The 18,177-nt window shown below is 65.5% G+C and carries 17 protein-coding genes; 15 read left to right on the top strand and 2 right to left on the bottom strand.

Going from position 1 to position 18,177, the window contains the following annotated elements; translation table 11 throughout:
- The first annotated feature begins 111 nt into the window (after nucleotides 1-111).
- The 15 genes from JI745_RS04085 to JI745_RS04015 all read left to right on the top strand — a co-directional run bounded on the left by JI745_RS04085 (nucleotide 112) and on the right by JI745_RS04015 (nucleotide 16,020).
- Nucleotides 112-1,359: a branched-chain amino acid ABC transporter substrate-binding protein gene (locus JI745_RS04085; protein WP_201803963.1), complete on the top strand. Its 1,248-nt coding sequence runs from the start codon at nucleotides 112-114 to the stop codon at nucleotides 1,357-1,359.
- A gap of 330 nt (nucleotides 1,360-1,689) precedes the next feature.
- Nucleotides 1,690-2,637, top strand: coding sequence for a branched-chain amino acid ABC transporter permease (locus JI745_RS04080; RefSeq protein ID WP_201803962.1), 948 nt, complete (start codon nucleotides 1,690-1,692; stop codon nucleotides 2,635-2,637).
- A 1-nt stretch (nucleotide 2,638) separates the two neighbouring features.
- Nucleotides 2,639-3,934: a branched-chain amino acid ABC transporter permease gene (locus JI745_RS04075; RefSeq protein WP_201803961.1), complete on the top strand. Its 1,296-nt coding sequence runs from the start codon at nucleotides 2,639-2,641 to the stop codon at nucleotides 3,932-3,934.
- Complete coding sequence (locus tag JI745_RS04070) at nucleotides 3,931-4,731, top strand: ABC transporter ATP-binding protein (protein ID WP_201803960.1); 801 nt, start codon at nucleotides 3,931-3,933, stop codon at nucleotides 4,729-4,731. The genes JI745_RS04075 and JI745_RS04070 overlap by 4 nt, the downstream gene beginning before the upstream one ends.
- Nucleotides 4,732-4,742: 11 nt before the next feature.
- The gene (locus tag JI745_RS04065; RefSeq protein ID WP_201812326.1) at nucleotides 4,743-5,438 is read left to right on the top strand and encodes an ABC transporter ATP-binding protein; all 696 of its coding nucleotides are present in this window, start codon (nucleotides 4,743-4,745) and stop codon (nucleotides 5,436-5,438) included.
- Between the two features lie 149 nt (nucleotides 5,439-5,587).
- Nucleotides 5,588-7,681: a 3-hydroxyacyl-CoA dehydrogenase NAD-binding domain-containing protein gene (locus JI745_RS04060; protein WP_201803958.1), complete on the top strand. Its 2,094-nt coding sequence runs from the start codon at nucleotides 5,588-5,590 to the stop codon at nucleotides 7,679-7,681.
- Nucleotides 7,682-7,704: 23 nt separating this feature from the next.
- Complete coding sequence (locus JI745_RS04055; protein ID WP_201803957.1) at nucleotides 7,705-8,283, top strand: HD domain-containing protein; 579 nt, start codon at nucleotides 7,705-7,707, stop codon at nucleotides 8,281-8,283.
- Between the two features lie 25 nt (nucleotides 8,284-8,308).
- Complete coding sequence (locus JI745_RS04050; RefSeq protein WP_201803955.1) at nucleotides 8,309-9,484, top strand: acetyl-CoA C-acyltransferase; 1,176 nt, start codon at nucleotides 8,309-8,311, stop codon at nucleotides 9,482-9,484.
- 12 nt (nucleotides 9,485-9,496) lie between these two features.
- Nucleotides 9,497-11,326, top strand: a complete 1,830-nt coding sequence (locus tag JI745_RS04045) for an acyl-CoA dehydrogenase (protein ID WP_201803953.1) — start codon at nucleotides 9,497-9,499, stop codon at nucleotides 11,324-11,326.
- A gap of 7 nt (nucleotides 11,327-11,333) precedes the next feature.
- Nucleotides 11,334-11,549: a hypothetical protein gene (locus JI745_RS04040; RefSeq protein ID WP_201803952.1), complete on the top strand. Its 216-nt coding sequence runs from the start codon at nucleotides 11,334-11,336 to the stop codon at nucleotides 11,547-11,549.
- A complete protein-coding gene (locus JI745_RS04035) occupies nucleotides 11,546-12,337 on the top strand; it encodes an SDR family oxidoreductase (protein ID WP_201803950.1) in 792 nt (263 codons plus the stop codon). The genes JI745_RS04040 and JI745_RS04035 overlap by 4 nt, the downstream gene beginning before the upstream one ends.
- A 12-nt stretch (nucleotides 12,338-12,349) precedes the next feature.
- The gene (locus JI745_RS04030; protein ID WP_201803948.1) at nucleotides 12,350-12,793 is read left to right on the top strand and encodes a PaaI family thioesterase; all 444 of its coding nucleotides are present in this window, start codon (nucleotides 12,350-12,352) and stop codon (nucleotides 12,791-12,793) included.
- Nucleotides 12,794-12,841: 48 nt separating this feature from the next.
- Nucleotides 12,842-13,789: a glutathione S-transferase family protein gene (locus JI745_RS04025; RefSeq protein WP_201803946.1), complete on the top strand. Its 948-nt coding sequence runs from the start codon at nucleotides 12,842-12,844 to the stop codon at nucleotides 13,787-13,789.
- On the top strand, nucleotides 13,786-14,697 hold the full coding sequence (locus JI745_RS04020) for an SDR family oxidoreductase (protein ID WP_201803945.1): 912 nt from the start codon (nucleotides 13,786-13,788) through the stop codon (nucleotides 14,695-14,697). The genes JI745_RS04025 and JI745_RS04020 overlap by 4 nt, the downstream gene beginning before the upstream one ends.
- Nucleotides 14,698-14,748: 51 nt before the next feature.
- On the top strand, nucleotides 14,749-16,020 hold the full coding sequence (locus JI745_RS04015) for a TIGR03862 family flavoprotein (RefSeq protein ID WP_201803943.1): 1,272 nt from the start codon (nucleotides 14,749-14,751) through the stop codon (nucleotides 16,018-16,020).
- 5 nt (nucleotides 16,021-16,025) lie between these two features.
- Here the strand turns inward: JI745_RS04015 and JI745_RS04010 are convergent, their stop codons facing one another.
- Nucleotides 16,026-16,922 carry a serine aminopeptidase domain-containing protein gene (locus tag JI745_RS04010; protein WP_201803942.1) on the bottom strand — a complete coding sequence of 299 codons (897 nt, stop codon included), beginning with the start codon at nucleotides 16,920-16,922 and terminating at the stop codon, nucleotides 16,026-16,028.
- A 247-nt stretch (nucleotides 16,923-17,169) separates the two neighbouring features.
- The gene (locus tag JI745_RS04005) at nucleotides 17,170-18,072 is read right to left on the bottom strand and encodes a dienelactone hydrolase family protein (protein ID WP_201803940.1); all 903 of its coding nucleotides are present in this window, start codon (nucleotides 18,070-18,072) and stop codon (nucleotides 17,170-17,172) included.
- Between the last annotated feature and the right edge of the window lie 105 nt (nucleotides 18,073-18,177).

Below are 18,177 nucleotides of genomic sequence, written 5' to 3'. Positions count from 1 at the left end.
GAGTGGGAGCGGGGGTTTGCACTAGCGTGCGATTCCGGGTAATCCTTGAATCGAGTTGTAGGGCTATTCGGTTATGTTCATAGGGTTTTGTTTTGGCACTAAGGAGAAGTCATGAAATTCACAAAGAAGATGTTCGGCTTGTCGGTGGCCGCGGCACTGGCGCTCAACGCGAGCGTCGCGTTTGCTCAGGCCGGGGAGACCGTCAAGCTGGCATTCGTTGACCCGCTGTCGGGTCCGATGGCCAACATCGGCACGAACATCTTGCACACCTTCCAGGCCTTGGCCGACCGCAAGAGCGGCAAGGGCAACCCTGCAGGTGTGAAGTACGAGATCGTTCCCTTCGACAACAAGGGTTCCGCCCAGGAAAGCCTGAGCGTCCTGAAGGCCGTGATCGACCAGAACATCCGCTACATCGTCAACGGCAACGGCTCCGCCCCCGCCATGGCCCTGGTCGATGCCATCAGCAAGCACAACGAGCGCAACCCCGGCAAGGAAGTCGTGCTGCTGAACTACGCTGCGGTGGACCCTGACCTCACCAACAGCAAGTGCAACTACTGGCACTTCCGCTTCGACGCAGACACGTCGATGAAGATGGAAGCCATGACGACCTACATGAAGGACCGGAAGGACATCCAGAAGGTCTACATCATTGGCCAGAACTACTCGCACGGCCACCAGGTCGCCAAGTTCGCCAAGGAAAACCTGGCCCGCAAGCGCCCCGATGTGCAGATCGTCGGTGAAGACCTCCACCCGATCGCCCAGGTGAAGGACTTCGCTCCCTACGTCGCCAAGATCAAGCAGTCGGGTGCCGACACCGTGATCACCGGCAACTGGGGCAACGACATGGCCCTGCTGTTCAAGGCCGCGAAGGACGCTGGCCTGACGGTCAACTGGTACACCTACTACGCGGGTGCCGCCGGCACGCCGGCCGCCATCGGCGACTACGGCCTGGGCAAGATCCGCTACGTGTACCCGGGCTACCCCAACCTGCCGGGTGAGTACCAGGACGTGATGAAGGCCTTCGAAACCCGCTTCAAGGGCGAAGACTTCAGCACCGCCACCTCGATCTCGTTGTTCGACATCCTCAGCGGTGCCATCGCCAAGGCCAAGTCGACCGATCCGGTGAAGGTGGCCAAGGCCATGGAAGGCCTGTCGGTCAAGACCTACTCGGGTGAAGTGCAGATGCGCGCGGCCGACCACCAGCTGCAGCAGACCCTGTACCTCGCCAGCTGGAACAAGGTCGACAAGAAGAACCCGGTCAACCGCGAAAACACCGGCAACACCTGGCACCAGGAGAAGGTGTTCGAGCCCTATGTGGCCAGCACCCCGACCACCTGCCAGATGAAGCGCCCGGGCTGATTGCGCGCACGCCTTGAAGGCCTGCATCTGCAGGCTTTTCAAGGCGCCATTCGCATCTCTCTTGCAAGAGGCAAGTCTTCACGGGCTTGCCTCTTTTTGTGCGTTGCAGCGGGGTAGTCCCTAGCCGCGGGCTTTCCAAAATGAACTACGGTGCGCACTGCCTGCGCTGGTGTGCAGTCGAGTGCTTTCGTGTCTCGACCGCGACCGCGCGGCGTTGCGTCACGTAGTACGCTGGCGCGTTTTTTTGCGGGACGTTGCTCCGGCCACGCATGCCCTCCCGGGCGTGCACAAGAGCTTTCCACACTCACCTTTATCGGACCTGACGACGCGATGGAGTTCTTCACCATATCGCTATTGAACGGCATCAGCTACGGGCTGTTGCTGTTCATGCTGAGTTCGGGCTTGACCCTGATCTTCAGCATGATGGGCGTGCTCAATTTCGCCCACGCGAGCTTCTACATGCTCGGTGCCTATTTCGCGTTCACCACGATGAAATACGTGGGCTACTGGCCCGCGCTGATCGTGGCGCCGCTGCTGGCCTTCCTGGTCGGCGCGGCATTCGAGCGCTTCTTCCTGCGCCGCGTGCACAAGTTCGGCCACGTGCCCGAGCTGTTGATCACCTTCGGCCTGTCGTTCGTGCTGCTCGAGCTGGTTCAGCTCACCTGGGGCCGCCTGCCCGTGGACTACAAGGTGCCGCCCTCGCTCAGCGGCCCGCTGTTCACGCTCTACGGCACGCAGTTCCCGATGTACCGCGGCTTCATGATGTTGGTGGCCTTGCTGATGCTGGTCTCGATCTGGCTGCTGCTGGCGAAGACGCGCATCGGCCTCATCATCCAGTCGGCGCTGACGCACCCCGAGATGTCGGAAGCGCTCGGCCACAACGTGCCGCGCGTGTTCATGCTCGTGTTCGGTGGCGGTGCCGCACTGGCGGGCCTTGCAGGGGTGATCGGCGGCAACGCCTACGTCACCGAGCCTGGCATGGCGGCAGCGGTGGGCCCGATCATCTTCGTGGTGGTCGTGGTCGGTGGCTTCGGCTCGCTGGCTGGCGCCTTCGCGGCGTCGCTGCTGATCGGCATCATCCAGACCTTCGCGGTGGCGATGGACCAGTCGGTGCTGACGGCATTGCGCCATCTCAACGTGAGCGTTTCGCCCACCACCTTCGGCTACCCGCTGATGGAGCTCAAGATCTCCCAGGTGGCCCCCATCCTTCCCTACGTCTTGCTGGTGCTGATGCTGATATTCCGCCCGAAGGGCCTCATGGGCACGCGTGAGGGCTGACATGAGCAAAACACAATATTTCCAGTTCCAGCCCTTCAACGTCGGGCGTCTCCTGGTGTGGGGCGGCTTTGCGCTCCTGCTGATCGTCGCGCCGCTCATCTTCAAGAGCAGTCTCGCGCTGACGGTGCTGTCCCAGATCGGCTACATGATCATCATCTGCCTCAGCTACAACCTGCTGCTGGGGCAGGGGGGCATGCTGAGCTTCGGCCATGCGGTGTACACGGGCCTCGGCGCGTTCTTCACCATCCATGCGCTCAACATGGTCGGTGGCGGCAAGCTGCCGATCCCGGTGAGCCTGTTGCCCATCGTCGGCGGTCTTGCCGGTGCAGGCATCGCGGCGTTGCTGGGTTGGGTGACGACCAAGAAGTCGGCCAACACCTTCGCGATGATCACGCTGGGCGTCGGCGAGCTGGTGTTCGCGATGTCGCTGATGTTCGCGGGGTTCTTCGGCGGTGAAGGCGGCATCAGCGGCAACCGCGTGGTTGGCCAGCCGGTGCTGGGCATCACCTATGGCCCCGCCATTCAGATGTACTACCTGATCGCGGTGTACTGCTTCATCTGCACGGCCCTCATGTTCATGCTGACGCGCACGCCGTTCGGTCGCATGCTCAATGCGGTGCGCGACAACCCGGAGCGTGTGGAGTTCGTCGGTTACAACACCCAGGTGGTGCGCTATGTCGCGTTCATCATCGCCGGCTTCTTCGCCGGCATCGGGGGTGGCCTCACGGCACTGAACTTCGAGATCGTCACGGCCGAGGCGGTCCACGCCACGCGTTCGGGCGGCTACCTGCTGTTCACCTTCCTCGGTGGCGCGGCCTTCTTCTTCGGCCCGATCATCGGCGCGGTGCTGGCGGTGTTTGCCTTCGTGCTGCTGTCCGAGGTGACCAAGGCCTGGCTGCTCTACCTGGGCATCGTGTTCCTCGTGATGGTGATGTTCGCCCCCGGAGGCGTCTCCAGCATCATCATGATGAACCTGCGGGTGGCGAAGTTCGGCAAGTGGCGTCGCCTGGCGCTGTCGTACGTGGGCCTCTTCCTGACCACCCTGCTGTGGCTGGCGGGAGGCGCGGCGATCGTCGAGATGGTCTACCACCTCCAACTCGAAGCCGGCATGGGCGACACGATCAAGTTCATGGGCCGGGTCCTCAACGTCAGGGATGCCAACACCTGGATCGTCGCGGCTGCGCTGTTCCTTGTCGGCGGCGTGTTGTTCGAACTGGTGCGTCGCCGCTTCAAGGCGAAGTGGGACGGCATCCAGGAAGAAATCGAGAAAGAGATTCACCGCAGGGGTGCTGCATGAGCCAGGGCAACGTGGCAAACAACAAGGGCGGCTGGGCTGTCGAGCTCAATGACTGCCGCAAGAGCTTCGGCAAGACCGAGATCATCCGGGGCGCTTCGCTCAAGGTGAAGGAAGGCGAGCGTGTGGCCGTCATCGGCCCCAACGGCGCCGGCAAGTCGACCCTCTTCAACCTCATCAGCGGCCGCTTCGGTCTCACCAGCGGCGAGATCAAGCTGCACGGCGAGCGCATCGACGGGCTCAAGCCGTATGAGATCAACCGCCGCGGGCTGGCGCGCAGCTTCCAGGTTTCCAACCTGTTCGGCCGCCTGTCGGTCTTCGAGAACATCCGCTGCGCGGTGCTGTGGTCGATGGGCTACCGCTACGTGTTCTGGAAGTTCCTCGCCAACCTGCACGACGCGAACGACCGCGCCGAGCAGGTCATGCGCATGATCAAGCTGGAAGCCAAGCGCGACGAGGCGGCGATGAACCTCACCTACGCTGAACAGCGTGCGCTCGAGGTGGGGATCACCATCGCGGGCGGCGCGAGCGTCATCCTGCTCGACGAGCCGACGGCCGGCATGAGCAAGAGCGAAACCTCGCGCTTCATCGAACTCATCCGCGAGATCACCGTCGGCAAGACGCTGCTCACGGTAGAGCACGACATGGGCGTGGTGTTCGGCCTGGCCGACAAGATCGCCGTGCTCGTGTATGGCGAGGTGATCGCTTTCGACACGCCCGATGCCGTGCGCGCCAACGCGCGTGTGCAGGAGGCCTACCTCGGCTCGGTGCTTGCCGACCAACAAGCAGCGGGGCACTGACGACCATGACGATGCTTCAACTGAAAGACCTGCACGCCTATTACGGCAAGAGTCACGTGCTGCACGGCGTCGACCTCAACGTGAAACCGGGCGAGATCGTGGCGCTTCTGGGGCGCAACGGCTCCGGGCGCTCGACGACGGTCAAGACGATCATGGGTCTGGTCGAAGGCCATGGCTCGATCAAGTGGCGCGATCAGGAGATCCTCGGCAAGAAGGCCTTCGAGATCGCCCACGCCGGCATCGGCTACGTGCCCGAGAACCGCGACATCTTCCCCAAGCTCACCGTGCACCAGAACCTGATGCTCGGTGAGAAGGGCACGGGCAAGAAGCCGCGCTGGTCGTTCGACGACATGTACCAGATGTTCCCGCGGCTGAAGGAACGCCAGCACACCGAGGCCGGCGTGCTCTCGGGCGGCGAGCAGCAGATGCTCACGCTGTGCCGCACGCTGATGGGCGACCCCGACCTCATCATGATCGACGAGCCGACCGAAGGTCTGGCGCCGAAGATCGTGGAGCTGGTGGCTGAGTACCTCAAGGAACTCAAGCGCCGCGGCATCTCGGTGCTGCTGGTCGAGCAGAAGCTCACCATCGCGCTCGAGATCTCGGAGCGCTGCTACGTGATGGGCCATGGCCAGGTGGTGTTCGAAGGAACGCCGGCCCAGCTGCGCGCCGACGCGGCCATTCGCAAGGAGTGGCTGGAGGTCTAAGATCGACTGAAGCTTCAGCCGCCGCCCCCGGCCGGCACTGCTTCGCACGACATCCGGCTTGCCGGCTTGTCGCTGACGAGACAGGAGCCGGCCGTTCTGTTTTCTAGACTCGAACGATCGTTCGTTTTCTCTTCTCGAGGGTCTTCGCCATGAGCGCCACCTATGAACTGCGCGGCAACGTTGCCGTCATCACGCTGAACAATCCGCCGGTGAATGGCCTCGGTCTCGCGACCCGGCTCGGCATCACCCAAGGCCTGGAAAAGGCCGAAGCCGACAGCGCCGTCAAGGCCATCGTGATCACCGGCGCCGGCAACGCGTTCTCGGGGGGCGCCGACATCAAGGAGTTCGGCTCGCCCAAGGCGCTGGCCGAGCCCAATCTGCTGAGCGTGATCGCCGCGGTCGAAGCGACGAGCAAGCCCGTCGTCGCCGCGATCCACAGCGTGTGCATGGGCGGTGGCCTGGAGCTGGCGCTGGGCTGCCACTACCGCGTGGTCGCCAAGGGCACGCAGGTCGCGCTGCCCGAAGTGAAGCTCGGCCTGCTGCCCGGTGCTGGCGGTACGCAGCGCCTGCCGCGTGCGCTGGGCGTCGAAACGGCACTCAACATGATCGTGAGCGGCGAGCCGGTGAAGAGCGAGCTGCTCGCCTCGCTGCCGGGCCAGAAGCTGTTCGACAAGCTGGTCGACGGTGATGTGGTCACCGCCGCGCTTGCATTCGCAGCCGACGTCGCCGACAAGCGCCCGCTGCCCCTCGTGCGCAACCTCAAGGCCACGCACCCCAACGCCGACGGCTACTTCCAGTTCGCCCGCAACTCGGTGGGCGCGATGTCGCGCAACTACCCGGCGCCGCTGCAGTGCGTGGAGGCCGTCGCCAACGCCGTCTACAAGCCCTTCGACGAAGGCATGCGCCTGGAGCTCGTCACGTTCCAGAACCTGATGCTCACGCCCGAGAGCCGTGCGCTGCGGCATGTGTTCATGGCCGAGCGCGCCACGAGCAAGATCCCCGACGTGCCGGCCGACACGCCGGTGCGCGACGTGAAGAAGCTCGCCATCATCGGCGCCGGCACCATGGGTGGCGGCATCGCGATGAACTTCCTCAACGCCGGCATGCCGGTGGTGATGCTTGAGATGAAGCAGGAAGCGCTCGACCGCGGCATTGCGACCATCCGCAAGAACTACGAAGCCCAGGTCAAGAAGGGCAAGCTCACGCAGGAGAAGCTGGAGGCCCGCATGGCACTCCTGAGCACCACGCTCAACTACGGCGACCTGAAGGACGCCGACATGGTGATCGAGGCGGTGTTCGAAGAGATGGGCGTGAAGGAGAAGGTGTTCAAGGCGCTCGACGAGGTGATGAAGCCGGGTGCCATCCTTGCGTCCAATACCTCCACGCTCGACGTCAACCAGATCGCCGCCTTCACCAACCGCCCGCAAGACGTGATCGGCACGCATTTCTTCAGCCCGGCCAATGTGATGAAGCTGCTGGAGGTGATCCGCGGCGAGAAGACGGCGAAAGACGTGCTCGCCACCGTGATGGCGCTCGGCAAGAAGATCAAGAAGACCTGCGTGGTCTCGGGCGTGTGCGACGGCTTCATCGGCAACCGCATGATCGAGCAGTACTCGCGCCAGGGCGGCTTCCTGCTGGAAGAGGGCGCGACGCCCGAGCAGGTCGACAAGGCGATCGAGAAGTTCGGCTTCGCAATGGGCCCGTTCCGCATGGGTGACCTCGCCGGCAATGACATCGGCTGGTACATCCGCAAGCGCCGCTACGTCGAGCAGCCCGACATGGTCTACAGCAAGACGGCCGACGTGCTGTGCGAGATGGGCCGCTACGGCCAGAAGACCGGCGCCGGCTGGTACGACTACAAGCCGGGCAAGCGCGATGCGATCCCGTCGAAGGAAGTGGTCGCGATGATCGAGAAGGTGCGGGCCGAGAAGGGCATCACGCCGCGCAAGATCAGCGACCAGGAGATCGTGCAGCGCCTGGTCTACGCGCTCGTCAACGAAGGCGCCAAGATCCTCGAGGAAGGCATCGCGCTGCGCGCCTCCGACATCGACATGGTCTACCTCACCGGCTACGGCTTCCCCGCTTTCCGCGGTGGCCCCATGTGCTACGCCGACACGCAGGGCCTCTTCAACGTGGTCGCCAGCATGCGCCGCTTCCAGAAGAACCCGCTCGACGACGCGAAGTTCTGGGAGCCAGCTCCCTTGCTCGCCAAACTCGCCGCCGAAGGCAAGACCTTCAGCTGACGCAAACCACAGGAGACAAGCCGATGAAACGCGCCACCTTCACCAGCATGGAAACCAGCACCGCCGATGACTGGGCCATCATCAAGGAGGAGGCTGGCGCCTTCCAGCGGTCCTTGCCCGACCGCCTCATCGCCCACCTGAAGCTGCTCGAAGGCGACTACGGCGGCTTCCCGGTCGACCGCTACACCCACTCGCTGCAGACCGCCACGCGTGCCATGAAGGACGGTCGCGATGACGAGTACGTGGTGTGCGCGCTGCTGCACGACATTGGCGACACGCTCGGGCCCGCCAACCACTTCGACATCGCCGGCGCGATCCTCAAGCCCTGGGTCAGCGCCGAGAACCTCTGGATGGTGCAGAACCACGGCATCTTCCAGGGCTACTACTTCTTCCACCACCTGGGCCTGGACCGCAACCTGCGCGACCAGTTCGAAGGCCACCCGAGCTACGAGCGCACGGCCGAGTTCTGCGCGCTCTACGACAACCCGGCCTTCGACCCCAAGGGCGAGACGCTGCCCCTCAGCGAATTCGAGCCCGCGTTGCGCAAGGTCTTCGCCAAGCCCAAGAACAGCATCTACCTGCCGGCCCAGAAGGCGGCCTGATTCGACAAGACACCGGAGCATTCCCATGACCTCAGCCGTGATCGTTTCCACTGCCCGCACGCCGCTCGCCAAGAGCTGGAAGGGTGCCTTCAACATGACCCATGGCGCCACGCTGGGCGGCTTTGCGGTCAAGGCCGCCGTCGAGCGCGCCGGCATCGAAGGTGCCGAGGTCGACGACGTAATCATGGGTTGTGCAACCCCCGAAGGCGCGACCGGCGGCAACATCGCCCGCCAGATCGCACTGCGCGCCGGCCTGCCGATCACGGCGAGCGGCATGACCATCAACCGCTTCTGCTCCAGCGGCCTGCAGACCATCGCGACGGCCGCGCAACGCATCATCGCGGGCGAGGGCGACGTGTACGTGGCCGGCGGCGTGGAGAGCATCTCCTGCGTGCAGAACGAGGCCAACCGCCACATGGCCGCCGACGGCTGGCTCAAGGAGCACAAGCCCGAGATCTACTGGAGCATGCTGCAGACCGCCGAGCAGGTGGCCAAGCGCTACAACATCGGCCGCGACCGCATGGACGAATATGGCGCCGCCAGCCAGCAGAAGGCCTGTGCTGCGCAAGAGGCCGGCAAGTTCAACGACGAGATGATCTCGGTCACCACCGTGGCCGGCGTCGCCGACCCGGTGATGGGCCTGCGCACGAAGGAAGTGACCATCAGCGCCGACGAAGGCCTGCGCCCTGGCACCACCAAGGAAGGTATCGCCGGCATCAAGCCCGCATTGCCCGGGGGCGTGATCTCCGCCGGCAACGCCAGCCAGTTCAGCGACGGCGCCGGCGCCTGCGTGCTGATGAACGAGAAGCTCGCCGAGCAGCGCGGCTTCAAGCCGCTGGGCCGCTTCCTCGGCTTCGCGGTGGCCGGCTGCGAGCCCGACGAGATGGGCATCGGCCCGGTGTTCGCCGTGCCCAAGGTGCTGAAGAAGCTCGGCCTCAAGGTGAGCGACATCGACCTGTGGGAGCTGAACGAAGCCTTCGCAGTGCAGGTGCTCTATTGCGCCGACACGCTGGGCATCCCGATGGACCGCCTCAACGTCAACGGCGGCGCCATCGCGGTCGGTCACCCCTACGGCGTGAGCGGCCAGCGCCTCACCGGGCACGCGCTCATCGAAGGCAAGCGCCGCGGTGCCAAGCGCGTGGTGGTGACGATGTGCATCGGCGGTGGCATGGGTGCTGCCGGCGTGTTCGAGGTGCTCTGACAGGCCGCTGCCATGACGTACCGCTCCACCGTCGATTTCTTCCTGTATGACTGGCTGGCGGTGGAGGAGCTGACGCGGCGTCAGCGCTTCTCCGACCATTCGCGCGAGACCTTCTCGTCGGTGCTCGACACCTGCGAGCGCATCGCCCGCGACAAGTTCGAGCCCTTCAACCGCCTTGCCGACACCGAAGAGCCGCACTTCGACGGCGAGAAGGTGATCCTGCCGCAGGCGTCGTATGACGCGGCCAAGGCGTATGTCGAGTCCGGCATGCTCGCGGCCGCACAGGACTACGACATCGGCGGCATGCAGCTGCCCTGCGTGGTGGAGATGGCGGCCAACACCTTCTTCTCCAAGGCGAGCATCGGCCTCGGTGGTGGCGCCATGCTCACCAGCGGCAACGCCAACCTCCTGATGGCGCACGGCACCGAGTTGCAGAAGGAAGTCTTCGCGAAGAACGAATTCGCCGGCCGCTTCTTTGGCACCATGTGCTTGAGCGAGCCGCAGGCGGGCTCGTCGCTGTCCGACATCCTCACGCGGGCCACGCCCGATGGCGACGACTTCGAGGGCGACCCGCTGGGCCCACGCTACCGCCTGCGCGGCAACAAGATGTGGATCAGCAACGGCGAGCATGAGCTCACCGAGAACATCGTGCACCTGGTGCTGGCCAAGATCCCCGGGCCCGATGGCAACCTGATCCCGGGCACCAAGGGCATCTCGCTCTTCATCGTGCCGAAGAAGCTGGTCGACACCGAGGGCAATCTCACCGGCGAACGCAACGACGTGGCCCTGGCGGGCCTGAACCACAAGCTCGGCTACCGCGGCATTCCCAACACGCTGCTCAACTTCGGCGAAGGCAAGTACCCGGCGCGCGGCAAGGCCGGTGCGATCGGCTACCTGGTGGGCAAGCCCGGCGATGGCCTCAAGTGCATGTTCCACATGATGAACGAGGCGCGCATCGGCGTGGGCCTGGGCGCGGTGATGCTGGGCTACGCAGGATACGAGGCGAGCCTCGAATACGCGAAGGGCCGCCCGCAGGGCCGGCCCATCGGCGTCGGCGGCAAGGACGCCAAGCAGCCGCAGGTGCCGATCATTCAGCACGCCGACGTGAAGCGCATGCTGCTGGCACAGAAGTCGTACTGCGAAGGTGCGCTCGCACTGGAGCTGTACTGCTCGCGCCTCGTCGACGAGCTGCACACGGGAGACGTCGACAAGCGCGCTGAAGCCGGCCTGCTGCTGGAGATGCTCACGCCGATTGCGAAGAGCTGGCCCAGCGAGTGGTGCCTGGAGGCCAACAGCCTCGCGATCCAGATCCATGGTGGCTACGGCTACACCCGCGACTACCCGGTGGAGCAGTACTGGCGTGACAACCGCCTGAACATGATCCACGAGGGCACACACGGCATCCAGGGCCTCGACCTGCTGGGCCGCAAGGTGGTGATGGATGGAGGCAAGGGCCTCGCGCTGCTGGCCGCCAAGGTCAACGCGACGATCGAGCGTGCGGTGCAGACGCCCGAGTGGGCGGAAGCCGCGAACTCGCTGGCCGGTGCGCTCAAGCACCTGGGCAACGCGACCAAGTCGGCCTGGGCCACCGGCGTGCCGGAAGAGGCGCTGGCCAATGCCGTGCCGTACCTGCAAGCTTTCGGCCACACCGTGCTCGCCTGGATCTGGCTCGACGTCGCACTCTGCGCGCAAGCGTCGAAGGCCGACGAGAACCTGCGCCAAGGCACGCTCGCCGCCGCGCGCTATTTCTTCCGCTACGAGCTGCCGCGTGTACCCGCGTGGCTGAAGGTGGTGGAAACGCGCGACGACACCTGCCGCACCATGAACGACGCCTGGTTCTGAACTCGCCATGAAAACAAGCACCGTCGACACGCTGATCTGGGTCCTCATCTACGGCGGCCTGCTGGGCGTGGGCCTCGGGCTCTCGGTCCAGCGCAGCGACGATGCGCTGGGCACCACCGTGATCGTCATCGGCGGTGCAATCGCCGCCCTGGGCTTCGCCCTCATCTACGTGCGCTCGCGCATGAAAGACACGCCTCAACCTTCGGACAAGACAACACCATGAGCACCCCGATCCAGAAACTCTTCAACCTCAGCGGCAAGACCGCCCTCGTCACCGGCGGCTCGCGCGGCCTCGGCCTGCAGATCGCCGAAGCGCTCGGCGAAGCCGGCGCGCGCGTGCTGCTCACCTCTCGCAAGGCGAGCGACTTGGAAGAGTCCGCCGCGCACCTGAAGGCGCGCGGCATCGACGCGCTGTGGGTCGCCGCCGATGCGAGCCAGCCGGAGGAGATTCAGCGCATTGCGAAAGACGCGATGGAACGCCTGGGCAACGTCGACATCCTCGTCAACAACGCCGGCGCGACCTGGGGCGCGCCCGCCGAAGACCACCCGCTCGAAGCGTGGGACAAGGTCATGAATCTCAACATCCGCAGCATCTTCCTGATGAGCCAGGCCATCGGCAAGCTGAGCATGATTCCCCGCAAGCAGGGCCGCATCATCAACGTGGCCTCGATCGCCGGCCTCTCGGGCGCGGGCCCCGACATCCAGTACATCGCCTACGGCACGAGCAAGGGCGCGGCGGTGAACTTCACCCGCACGCTGGCGGGCGAGTGGGGCAAGTACGGCATCACCGTCAACGCGCTGGCACCGGGCTTCTTCCCGAGCAAGATGACCAAGGGCACGATCGAGCGCGTGGGCGCCGATGCGATGGCCTCGCGTGCGCCGCTGCGCCGCATCGGCGACGACGACGACCTGAAGGGCGCGGCACTGCTGTTCGCCTCGGCGGCCGGCAAGCACATCACCGGGCAGATCCTCGCCGTCGACGGTGGCGTGTCGGCCATCCACGGCGGCTGAACCTGCGGTGTCATGAAGTTCCACACCTTCATCCCCTTCGTCGAGCACCTCGGCTTCGAGCTGCTGAAGTTCGAGGACGGTGAGGCCGAGATCGCCGTCACGCTGCGCGAGGAGCTGTGCAACTCGTGGAGCGTGGCGCACGGGGGTGTGACGATGACGCTGCTCGACGTGACGATGGCGCACGCGGCCCGTGCCACTGGCCTGGACGGGGAAGGGCAGAGCAACGGCATCGGCGTCGTCACCATCGAGATGAAGACGAGCTTCATGCGCCCCGGCCTCGGCCGGCTGCATGCGAAGGGCAAGCGGGTGCACGGCACCGCCTCGCTCGCGTTTTGCGAAGCCCAGGTGTTCGACGAAAAGGGCGCGCTCGTCGCCCAGGCCACCGGCACCTTCAAGTACCTCAAGGGCCTGCCGGCCGGTGGCCGAAAGATCATGCGCAACAACGCGTCAGATTGATCGCGCCGCTGCGACACAAGACTCCCTCAAACCCTCACGAACACGCCCATGTCCGATCTGGTCTTGCACCACTATGCCGGCTCGCCTTTTTCAGAGAAGGTGCGCCTCATCCTCGGCTACAAGGGCCTGGCCTGGAAGTCGGTCACCGTGCCGGTGATGCTGCCCAAGCCCGACGTGGTGGCGCTCACCGGCGGCTACCGGCGCACGCCCTTCCTGCAGGTCGGCGCCGACATCTACTGCGACACCGCGCTGATGTGCCGCGTGATCGACGCGATGGCGCCGCAGCCGCCGCTGTACCCGGTCGCCGCGGGTGGCCTTCAGCACATGCTCGCGCAGTGGGCCGACACCACGCTCTTCTGGTCGGCCATTCCGTACACCATGCAGCCCGCTGGCGCGCAGTACTTGTTCGGCGATGCACCGCCTGACTTCCTCAAGGCCTTTGCCGCCGATCGTGCTGCGATGACGCCCAACCTGCGCCGCGCGACGACGGTCGACGGTGCGGCGCAACTGGCCAGCTACTTCGGCTGGCTCGACACCGAGCTCGCTGACGGTCGGCAGTTCCTGCTCGGCGCACAGCCCTGCATCGCTGACTTTTCAGTGGCGCAGTCGATCTGGTACATCCGCCGTGCGCCGCCGGTGGCCACCGTGCTGGCGCCGTTCACGCGCCTGCTCGCGTGGTACGAGCGCGTGGCGGCCTTCGGCCATGGCACGCCCGAGAAGATGCGCAGCGATGCGGCGCTCGAACTCGCCGCCGGCACGCATCGATTCGCGCCCACGCAGGTCGAGGCCAATGCCGGCTTTGCGGCCGGCGACGCGGTGACCGTGGCGCCCACCGACTACGCGACTGACCTCGTCAGCGGCACGCTGGTCGGCCTCAATCAGAACGAAGTGGTGATCGAGCGCAAGGACGAACGTGCCGGCACCGTGCACGTGCACTTCCCTCGCATCGGGTACCAGATCAAGAAACCCAAGATCGACTCAGGAGAAACGAAATGAAGAACTTCAAGGGCGGCACCGCCGTCATCACCGGTGCGGGCTCGGGCTTCGGCCTCGAGGCCTCGCGCATCGCCGCGAAGCTGGGCATGAATGTCGTGCTGGCCGACGTGCAGAAGGATGCGCTCGATGCTGCTACGGCCGAGATCGAGGGTTTGGGTGCGAAGGTGCTGCCCTTCAGGCTTGACGTGGCCAAGGCTGCTGAAGTGGAAGCGCTCGGCGCCGCCACCTTCGAGCGCTTCGGCGCTCCGACCTTCGTGTTCAACAACGCCGGCGTCGGCGGTGGTGGCCTGATCTGGGAACAGTCGCTCAAGGACTGGGAGTGGGTCGTCGGCGTCAACCTGATGGGCGTGGCCCACGGCGTGCGGGTCTTCACGCCGATGATGCTGGAAGCCGCGAAGAAGAACCCGGCCTACGAAGGCCACATCGTCAACACCGCCTCGATGGCCGGCATGCTGAACGCGCCCAACATGGGCGTGTACAACGTGACCAAGCATGCGGTGGTGGCGCTGAGCGAAACGCTCTACCAGGACCTGCGCCTCGTCACCGACCAGATCGGTGCTTCGGTGTTGTGCCCGTACTTCATCCCGACCGGCATCAGCAACAGCGCGCGCAACCGCCCGGCCGAGATGAAGGACGCCGATGCGAAGCCGACCAAGAGCCAGCTCATTGCCCGCGCGATGAGCGACAAGGCGGTGAGCAGCGGCAAGGTGACGGCGGCGACGATGGCGCAGTCGGTGTTCGACGCGGTGGCCGAAGGCCGTTTCTACATCTTCAGCCACCCGCACGCACTCGGCGGCGTGCAGACACGCCTGGAAGACGTGATGCAGCAGCGCAACCCGACCGACCCGTTCGCGGCCAAGCCCGAGCTGGGCCAGCAGCTCAAGGCGGCCTTGCGCGCGGCCGACTGAAACGGCGCGAGGAGGCGCGGCGGGGCACACAGTCCCGCCGACAATGCCTCCATGAATGCTTCTTCTCGAACGCCGCACATCGCCATCGTGGGCGGTGGGCCCGCCGGCCTCATGGCCGCTGAGGTGGCCGTGCAGGGTGGCGCGCAGGTCGACGTCTACGACGGCATGCCGTCTGTCGGCCGCAAGTTCCTGCTCGCCGGCAAGGGCGGCCTCAACCTCACGCACGGCGAGCCGCTGGAGCGATTCCTCGACCGATACGGCCCGCAGAGAGCGCGGCTCGAAGCATGGCTGCGTGCATTCGGCCCCGAGCAGATGCGCGCGTGGGCGCAGGGCCTGGGCATCGACACCTTCGTCGGCTCGTCGGGCCGTGTCTTCCCGACCGACATGAAGGCCGCGCCCTTGCTGCGTGCCTGGCTGCAGCGCCTGCGTGCGGCGGGTGTCCGCTTCCACATGCGCCATCGTTGCCGCGAGGTGCGCGCCGGACATCCCGTGAAGCTGCAGTTCGATGCACCTGAAGGCCCGACGGCGATCGAGGCCGACGCCGTCGTGCTGGGGCTGGGTGGTGCGAGCTGGGCGCGGCTCGGGTCCGACGGGGCCTGGGCGAATTGGTTGTCCGCGGACGAATTGGCCCCGCTTCGCCCGTCCAACTGCGGCTTCGACGTGGGGTGGTCGGCGCATCTGCAGGAGCGCTACGCCGGCCAGCCCCTGAAGTCGGTGCGGCTGTCATTCCAGCCGAGCGATGGGCCAGTGTTCGATCAGGTGGGGGAGTGCGTCGTCACGCAGACGGGGCTCGAGGGGAGTCTGGTCTATGCCGCGTCCGCCGCGCTGCGTGACGAGATCGAAGCTCGCGGCCATGCCGTGGTGCACCTCGACCTGCTGCCGGCCCGCAGCCTCGACTGGGTGCGTGACGAGCTGGCCCATCCCCGTGGACCTCGCTCATTGTCGACACACCTGAAGAGCCGGCTCGGCCTGCACGGCGTCAAGGCCGGCTTGCTGTACGAAATGCTGTCGAAAGACGACATGGCCGATGTAGGTCGGCTGGCGCAGGCCATCAAGGCGCTGCCGGTGCGCGTGAGGGCCACGCGGCCGATGGATGAGGCAATCAGTACTGCGGGCGGTGTGCGATTCGAGGCCTTGAGTGACGAGCTGATGCTGAAAGGGCGGCCGGGCGTCTTTTGCGCCGGTGAGATGCTCGACTGGGAAGCACCCACCGGCGGCTATCTGCTGACGGCCTGCTTCGCCACGGGGCGCACGGCTGGAGCCGGCGCCCTGTCGTGGCTGGCACGCGGCGCGTCTCCCGACGGCGCGCGCGCGTTGAACTGACCGGGTCAATACGGGCAGTTGTTGCGCGCGTCGGCAATGCGCAGGGTGTTGGCGACTTGCTGCTGATGGGGCGCGCCGCAGAGGAACGGGCTGTAGCGGGTGTCGTTGTCGACGAAGCGCTTGAACCACGAGATCATGTACTTGCCGACCAGGCCGTACTCGCCGCTGTCTTGCGGGAAGAAGTGGTCTTCGTTGTTCAGTTCCAGGTAGCCCTTGGGCGTGCTCGACGGAATGCTGTTGTAGAACGGGATCGAGTGCGTGGAGACGCTCGCGACCGAGTCACCATCGGCACCGATGATCAGCGTCGGGGCACGCACCGTGGAGAAGTTCTTGGTGGAGTGCCACGGGGCGAGCGGCACGGCCGCCTTCAGCTGCGGGTAGTCGCGCACGGCGGCCAGGCTGCCGCCGCCGCCCATCGAATGGCCTGCGACGGCCATGCGCGACGAGTCGACCTTGCCATACAGCACGTTGGTGCGGCTGCTGGCGTTGCTGACCACCTTGTCGAGCGCGGCCTTGAGCTGGCGTGCGCGGCTGTCGGGCTGGTCGGACGTGGAGTTCGTGTCGATCGTGATGACGACGAAGCCGTGCGAGGCGAGGCGGCTGCCGATCCAGCTGATGGAGGACTGGTAGGCAGTGAAGCCGGGCGACACGGCAATCACGCCGTAGCTGCCGGTGGCGGTCGGGTAGTAGATGGTGCCGCCGCCGAAGCCGCTCGCGCTGAGACGAGAGACGGTGGTGGTGCGGACGGCGAAGCTCCCGTCACGCTCGAGGCCAGCCACCGTGGGATCCGGGCCCTTCTGGTACTGGGCGCTCGCGACGCCGGTGAACAGGACGGCGGCTGCAATGACGGAAGCCTGGGTGAAACGCGCGAGGTGGCGCGTCGATTGGGAAGCAAGTTGCATGTTGTCTCCTTGGTTTTGGGCGTGTGCCGATGCAGGGCCCTTGTAGACGGCCGTTCGATATCGACAGTCGAATAGTGCACTAGTGTGCTATTAAACGTTTCATCGGTTTCCCTGAAAGACCGCGTCGCGATTTGTATGGCGGTGCTACTTCCCGTCAAAAAAGCAACCAGGGCGCGCAGCCGAGGCTGGCGCCCTGGGGGGCAGGTGCCGCGGCGCGTCTGGCTGACGGCCGGTGGCGGCCTTCAGATCAGTACGGGCAGTTCTCGCGGTAGTCGGAGAACGGGCCGAAGAAGCCCAGGTCCGCCTGGTGCTGAGCGCCGCAGAGGAACGGGCTGTAGCGCGTGTCGTTGTCGATGAAGCGCTTGAACCACGAGATCATGTAGCGGCCGACCAGCGGGTAGTTGGAAGACAGCTGTGGGAAGAAGTGGCCTTCGCCGTTCAGCTCCGCGTAGGCCTTGCGGGTCGTCGAGGGCAGGCTCGTGTAGAACGGGATCGAATGCGACGACACGCTGGCGATGGTGTCGGTCTCGCCACCGATGATCAGCGTGGGCACGGTCACCGTGCGCCAGCTCTTGGTGGTGTGCCACGGCGCCAGAGGCACGGCCGCCTTGTACGACGGGTTGTCGCGGGCCGCGGCCAGCGTGCCGCCGCCGCCCATCGAGTGGCCCGCCACGCCGAGGCGAGATGCATCCACCTTGTTGTAGAGCACGTTGGTGCTGGAGCGGCTCATGCTCACCACGCGGTCGAGCGCGGCCTTGAGTTGGCGGCCGCGGCTGTCGGGCTGGTCAGACGTGGTGATGGTGTCGATGGTGATGACCACGAAACCGTGCGAGGCCAGGCGCTCGCCGATCCAGCTGATCGACGATTGGTAGGCGGTGAAGCCGGGCGACACGGCGATGGCGCCATAGGAGCCCGAGGTGGTGGGGTAGTACACCGTGCCGCCGCCGAAGCCGCTGGCGCTGGTGCGCGAGATGGTGGTTGAGCGGATGGCGAACGGGCCACGGCTGGATTCCAGCGCGGACGTCGTCGGGTCCGGGCCCTTCTGGTACTGGGCATTGGCAACGCCTGCCAGCAGGACAGTGGCTGCCAGGACCGAAGCCTTGGCGAAGCGCGCGACATGGCGCAGTGTGGGGTTCAATGCGAGTTGCATGATGTCTCCTGTGTTGGGGCTAACGCCGATGGGACGAGCTATTTATGTACGGCTGTTCTAAATCGGCATTGCGAATGCTGCACGACAGTGCGTTTAAACGTTTCA

This window comes from Piscinibacter sp. HJYY11 (assembly GCF_016735515.1).
Taxonomy (GTDB): domain Bacteria; phylum Pseudomonadota; class Gammaproteobacteria; order Burkholderiales; family Burkholderiaceae_C; genus Rhizobacter.
This window is presented reverse-complemented; position numbering and strand designations above follow the sequence as displayed.

Bases quoted from the DNA above. Each gene is read 5' to 3' on its own strand.
- JI745_RS04085 (WP_201803963.1), top strand. From the start codon at position 112: ATGAAATTCACAAAGAAGATGTTCGGCTTGTCGGTGGCCGCGGCACTG.
- JI745_RS04080 (WP_201803962.1), top strand. From the start codon at position 1,690: ATGGAGTTCTTCACCATATCGCTATTGAACGGCATCAGCTACGGGCTG.
- JI745_RS04075 (WP_201803961.1), top strand. From the start codon at position 2,639: ATGAGCAAAACACAATATTTCCAGTTCCAGCCCTTCAACGTCGGGCGT.
- JI745_RS04070 (WP_201803960.1), top strand. From the start codon at position 3,931: ATGAGCCAGGGCAACGTGGCAAACAACAAGGGCGGCTGGGCTGTCGAG.
- JI745_RS04065 (WP_201812326.1), top strand. From the start codon at position 4,743: ATGCTTCAACTGAAAGACCTGCACGCCTATTACGGCAAGAGTCACGTG.
- JI745_RS04060 (WP_201803958.1), top strand. From the start codon at position 5,588: ATGAGCGCCACCTATGAACTGCGCGGCAACGTTGCCGTCATCACGCTG.
- JI745_RS04055 (WP_201803957.1), top strand. From the start codon at position 7,705: ATGAAACGCGCCACCTTCACCAGCATGGAAACCAGCACCGCCGATGAC.
- JI745_RS04050 (WP_201803955.1), top strand. From the start codon at position 8,309: ATGACCTCAGCCGTGATCGTTTCCACTGCCCGCACGCCGCTCGCCAAG.
- JI745_RS04045 (WP_201803953.1), top strand. From the start codon at position 9,497: ATGACGTACCGCTCCACCGTCGATTTCTTCCTGTATGACTGGCTGGCG.
- JI745_RS04040 (WP_201803952.1), top strand. From the start codon at position 11,334: ATGAAAACAAGCACCGTCGACACGCTGATCTGGGTCCTCATCTACGGC.
- JI745_RS04035 (WP_201803950.1), top strand. From the start codon at position 11,546: ATGAGCACCCCGATCCAGAAACTCTTCAACCTCAGCGGCAAGACCGCC.
- JI745_RS04030 (WP_201803948.1), top strand. From the start codon at position 12,350: ATGAAGTTCCACACCTTCATCCCCTTCGTCGAGCACCTCGGCTTCGAG.
- JI745_RS04025 (WP_201803946.1), top strand. From the start codon at position 12,842: ATGTCCGATCTGGTCTTGCACCACTATGCCGGCTCGCCTTTTTCAGAG.
- JI745_RS04020 (WP_201803945.1), top strand. From the start codon at position 13,786: ATGAAGAACTTCAAGGGCGGCACCGCCGTCATCACCGGTGCGGGCTCG.
- JI745_RS04015 (WP_201803943.1), top strand. From the start codon at position 14,749: ATGAATGCTTCTTCTCGAACGCCGCACATCGCCATCGTGGGCGGTGGG.
- JI745_RS04010 (WP_201803942.1), bottom strand. From the start codon at position 16,922: ATGCAACTTGCTTCCCAATCGACGCGCCACCTCGCGCGTTTCACCCAG.
- JI745_RS04005 (WP_201803940.1), bottom strand. From the start codon at position 18,072: ATGCAACTCGCATTGAACCCCACACTGCGCCATGTCGCGCGCTTCGCC.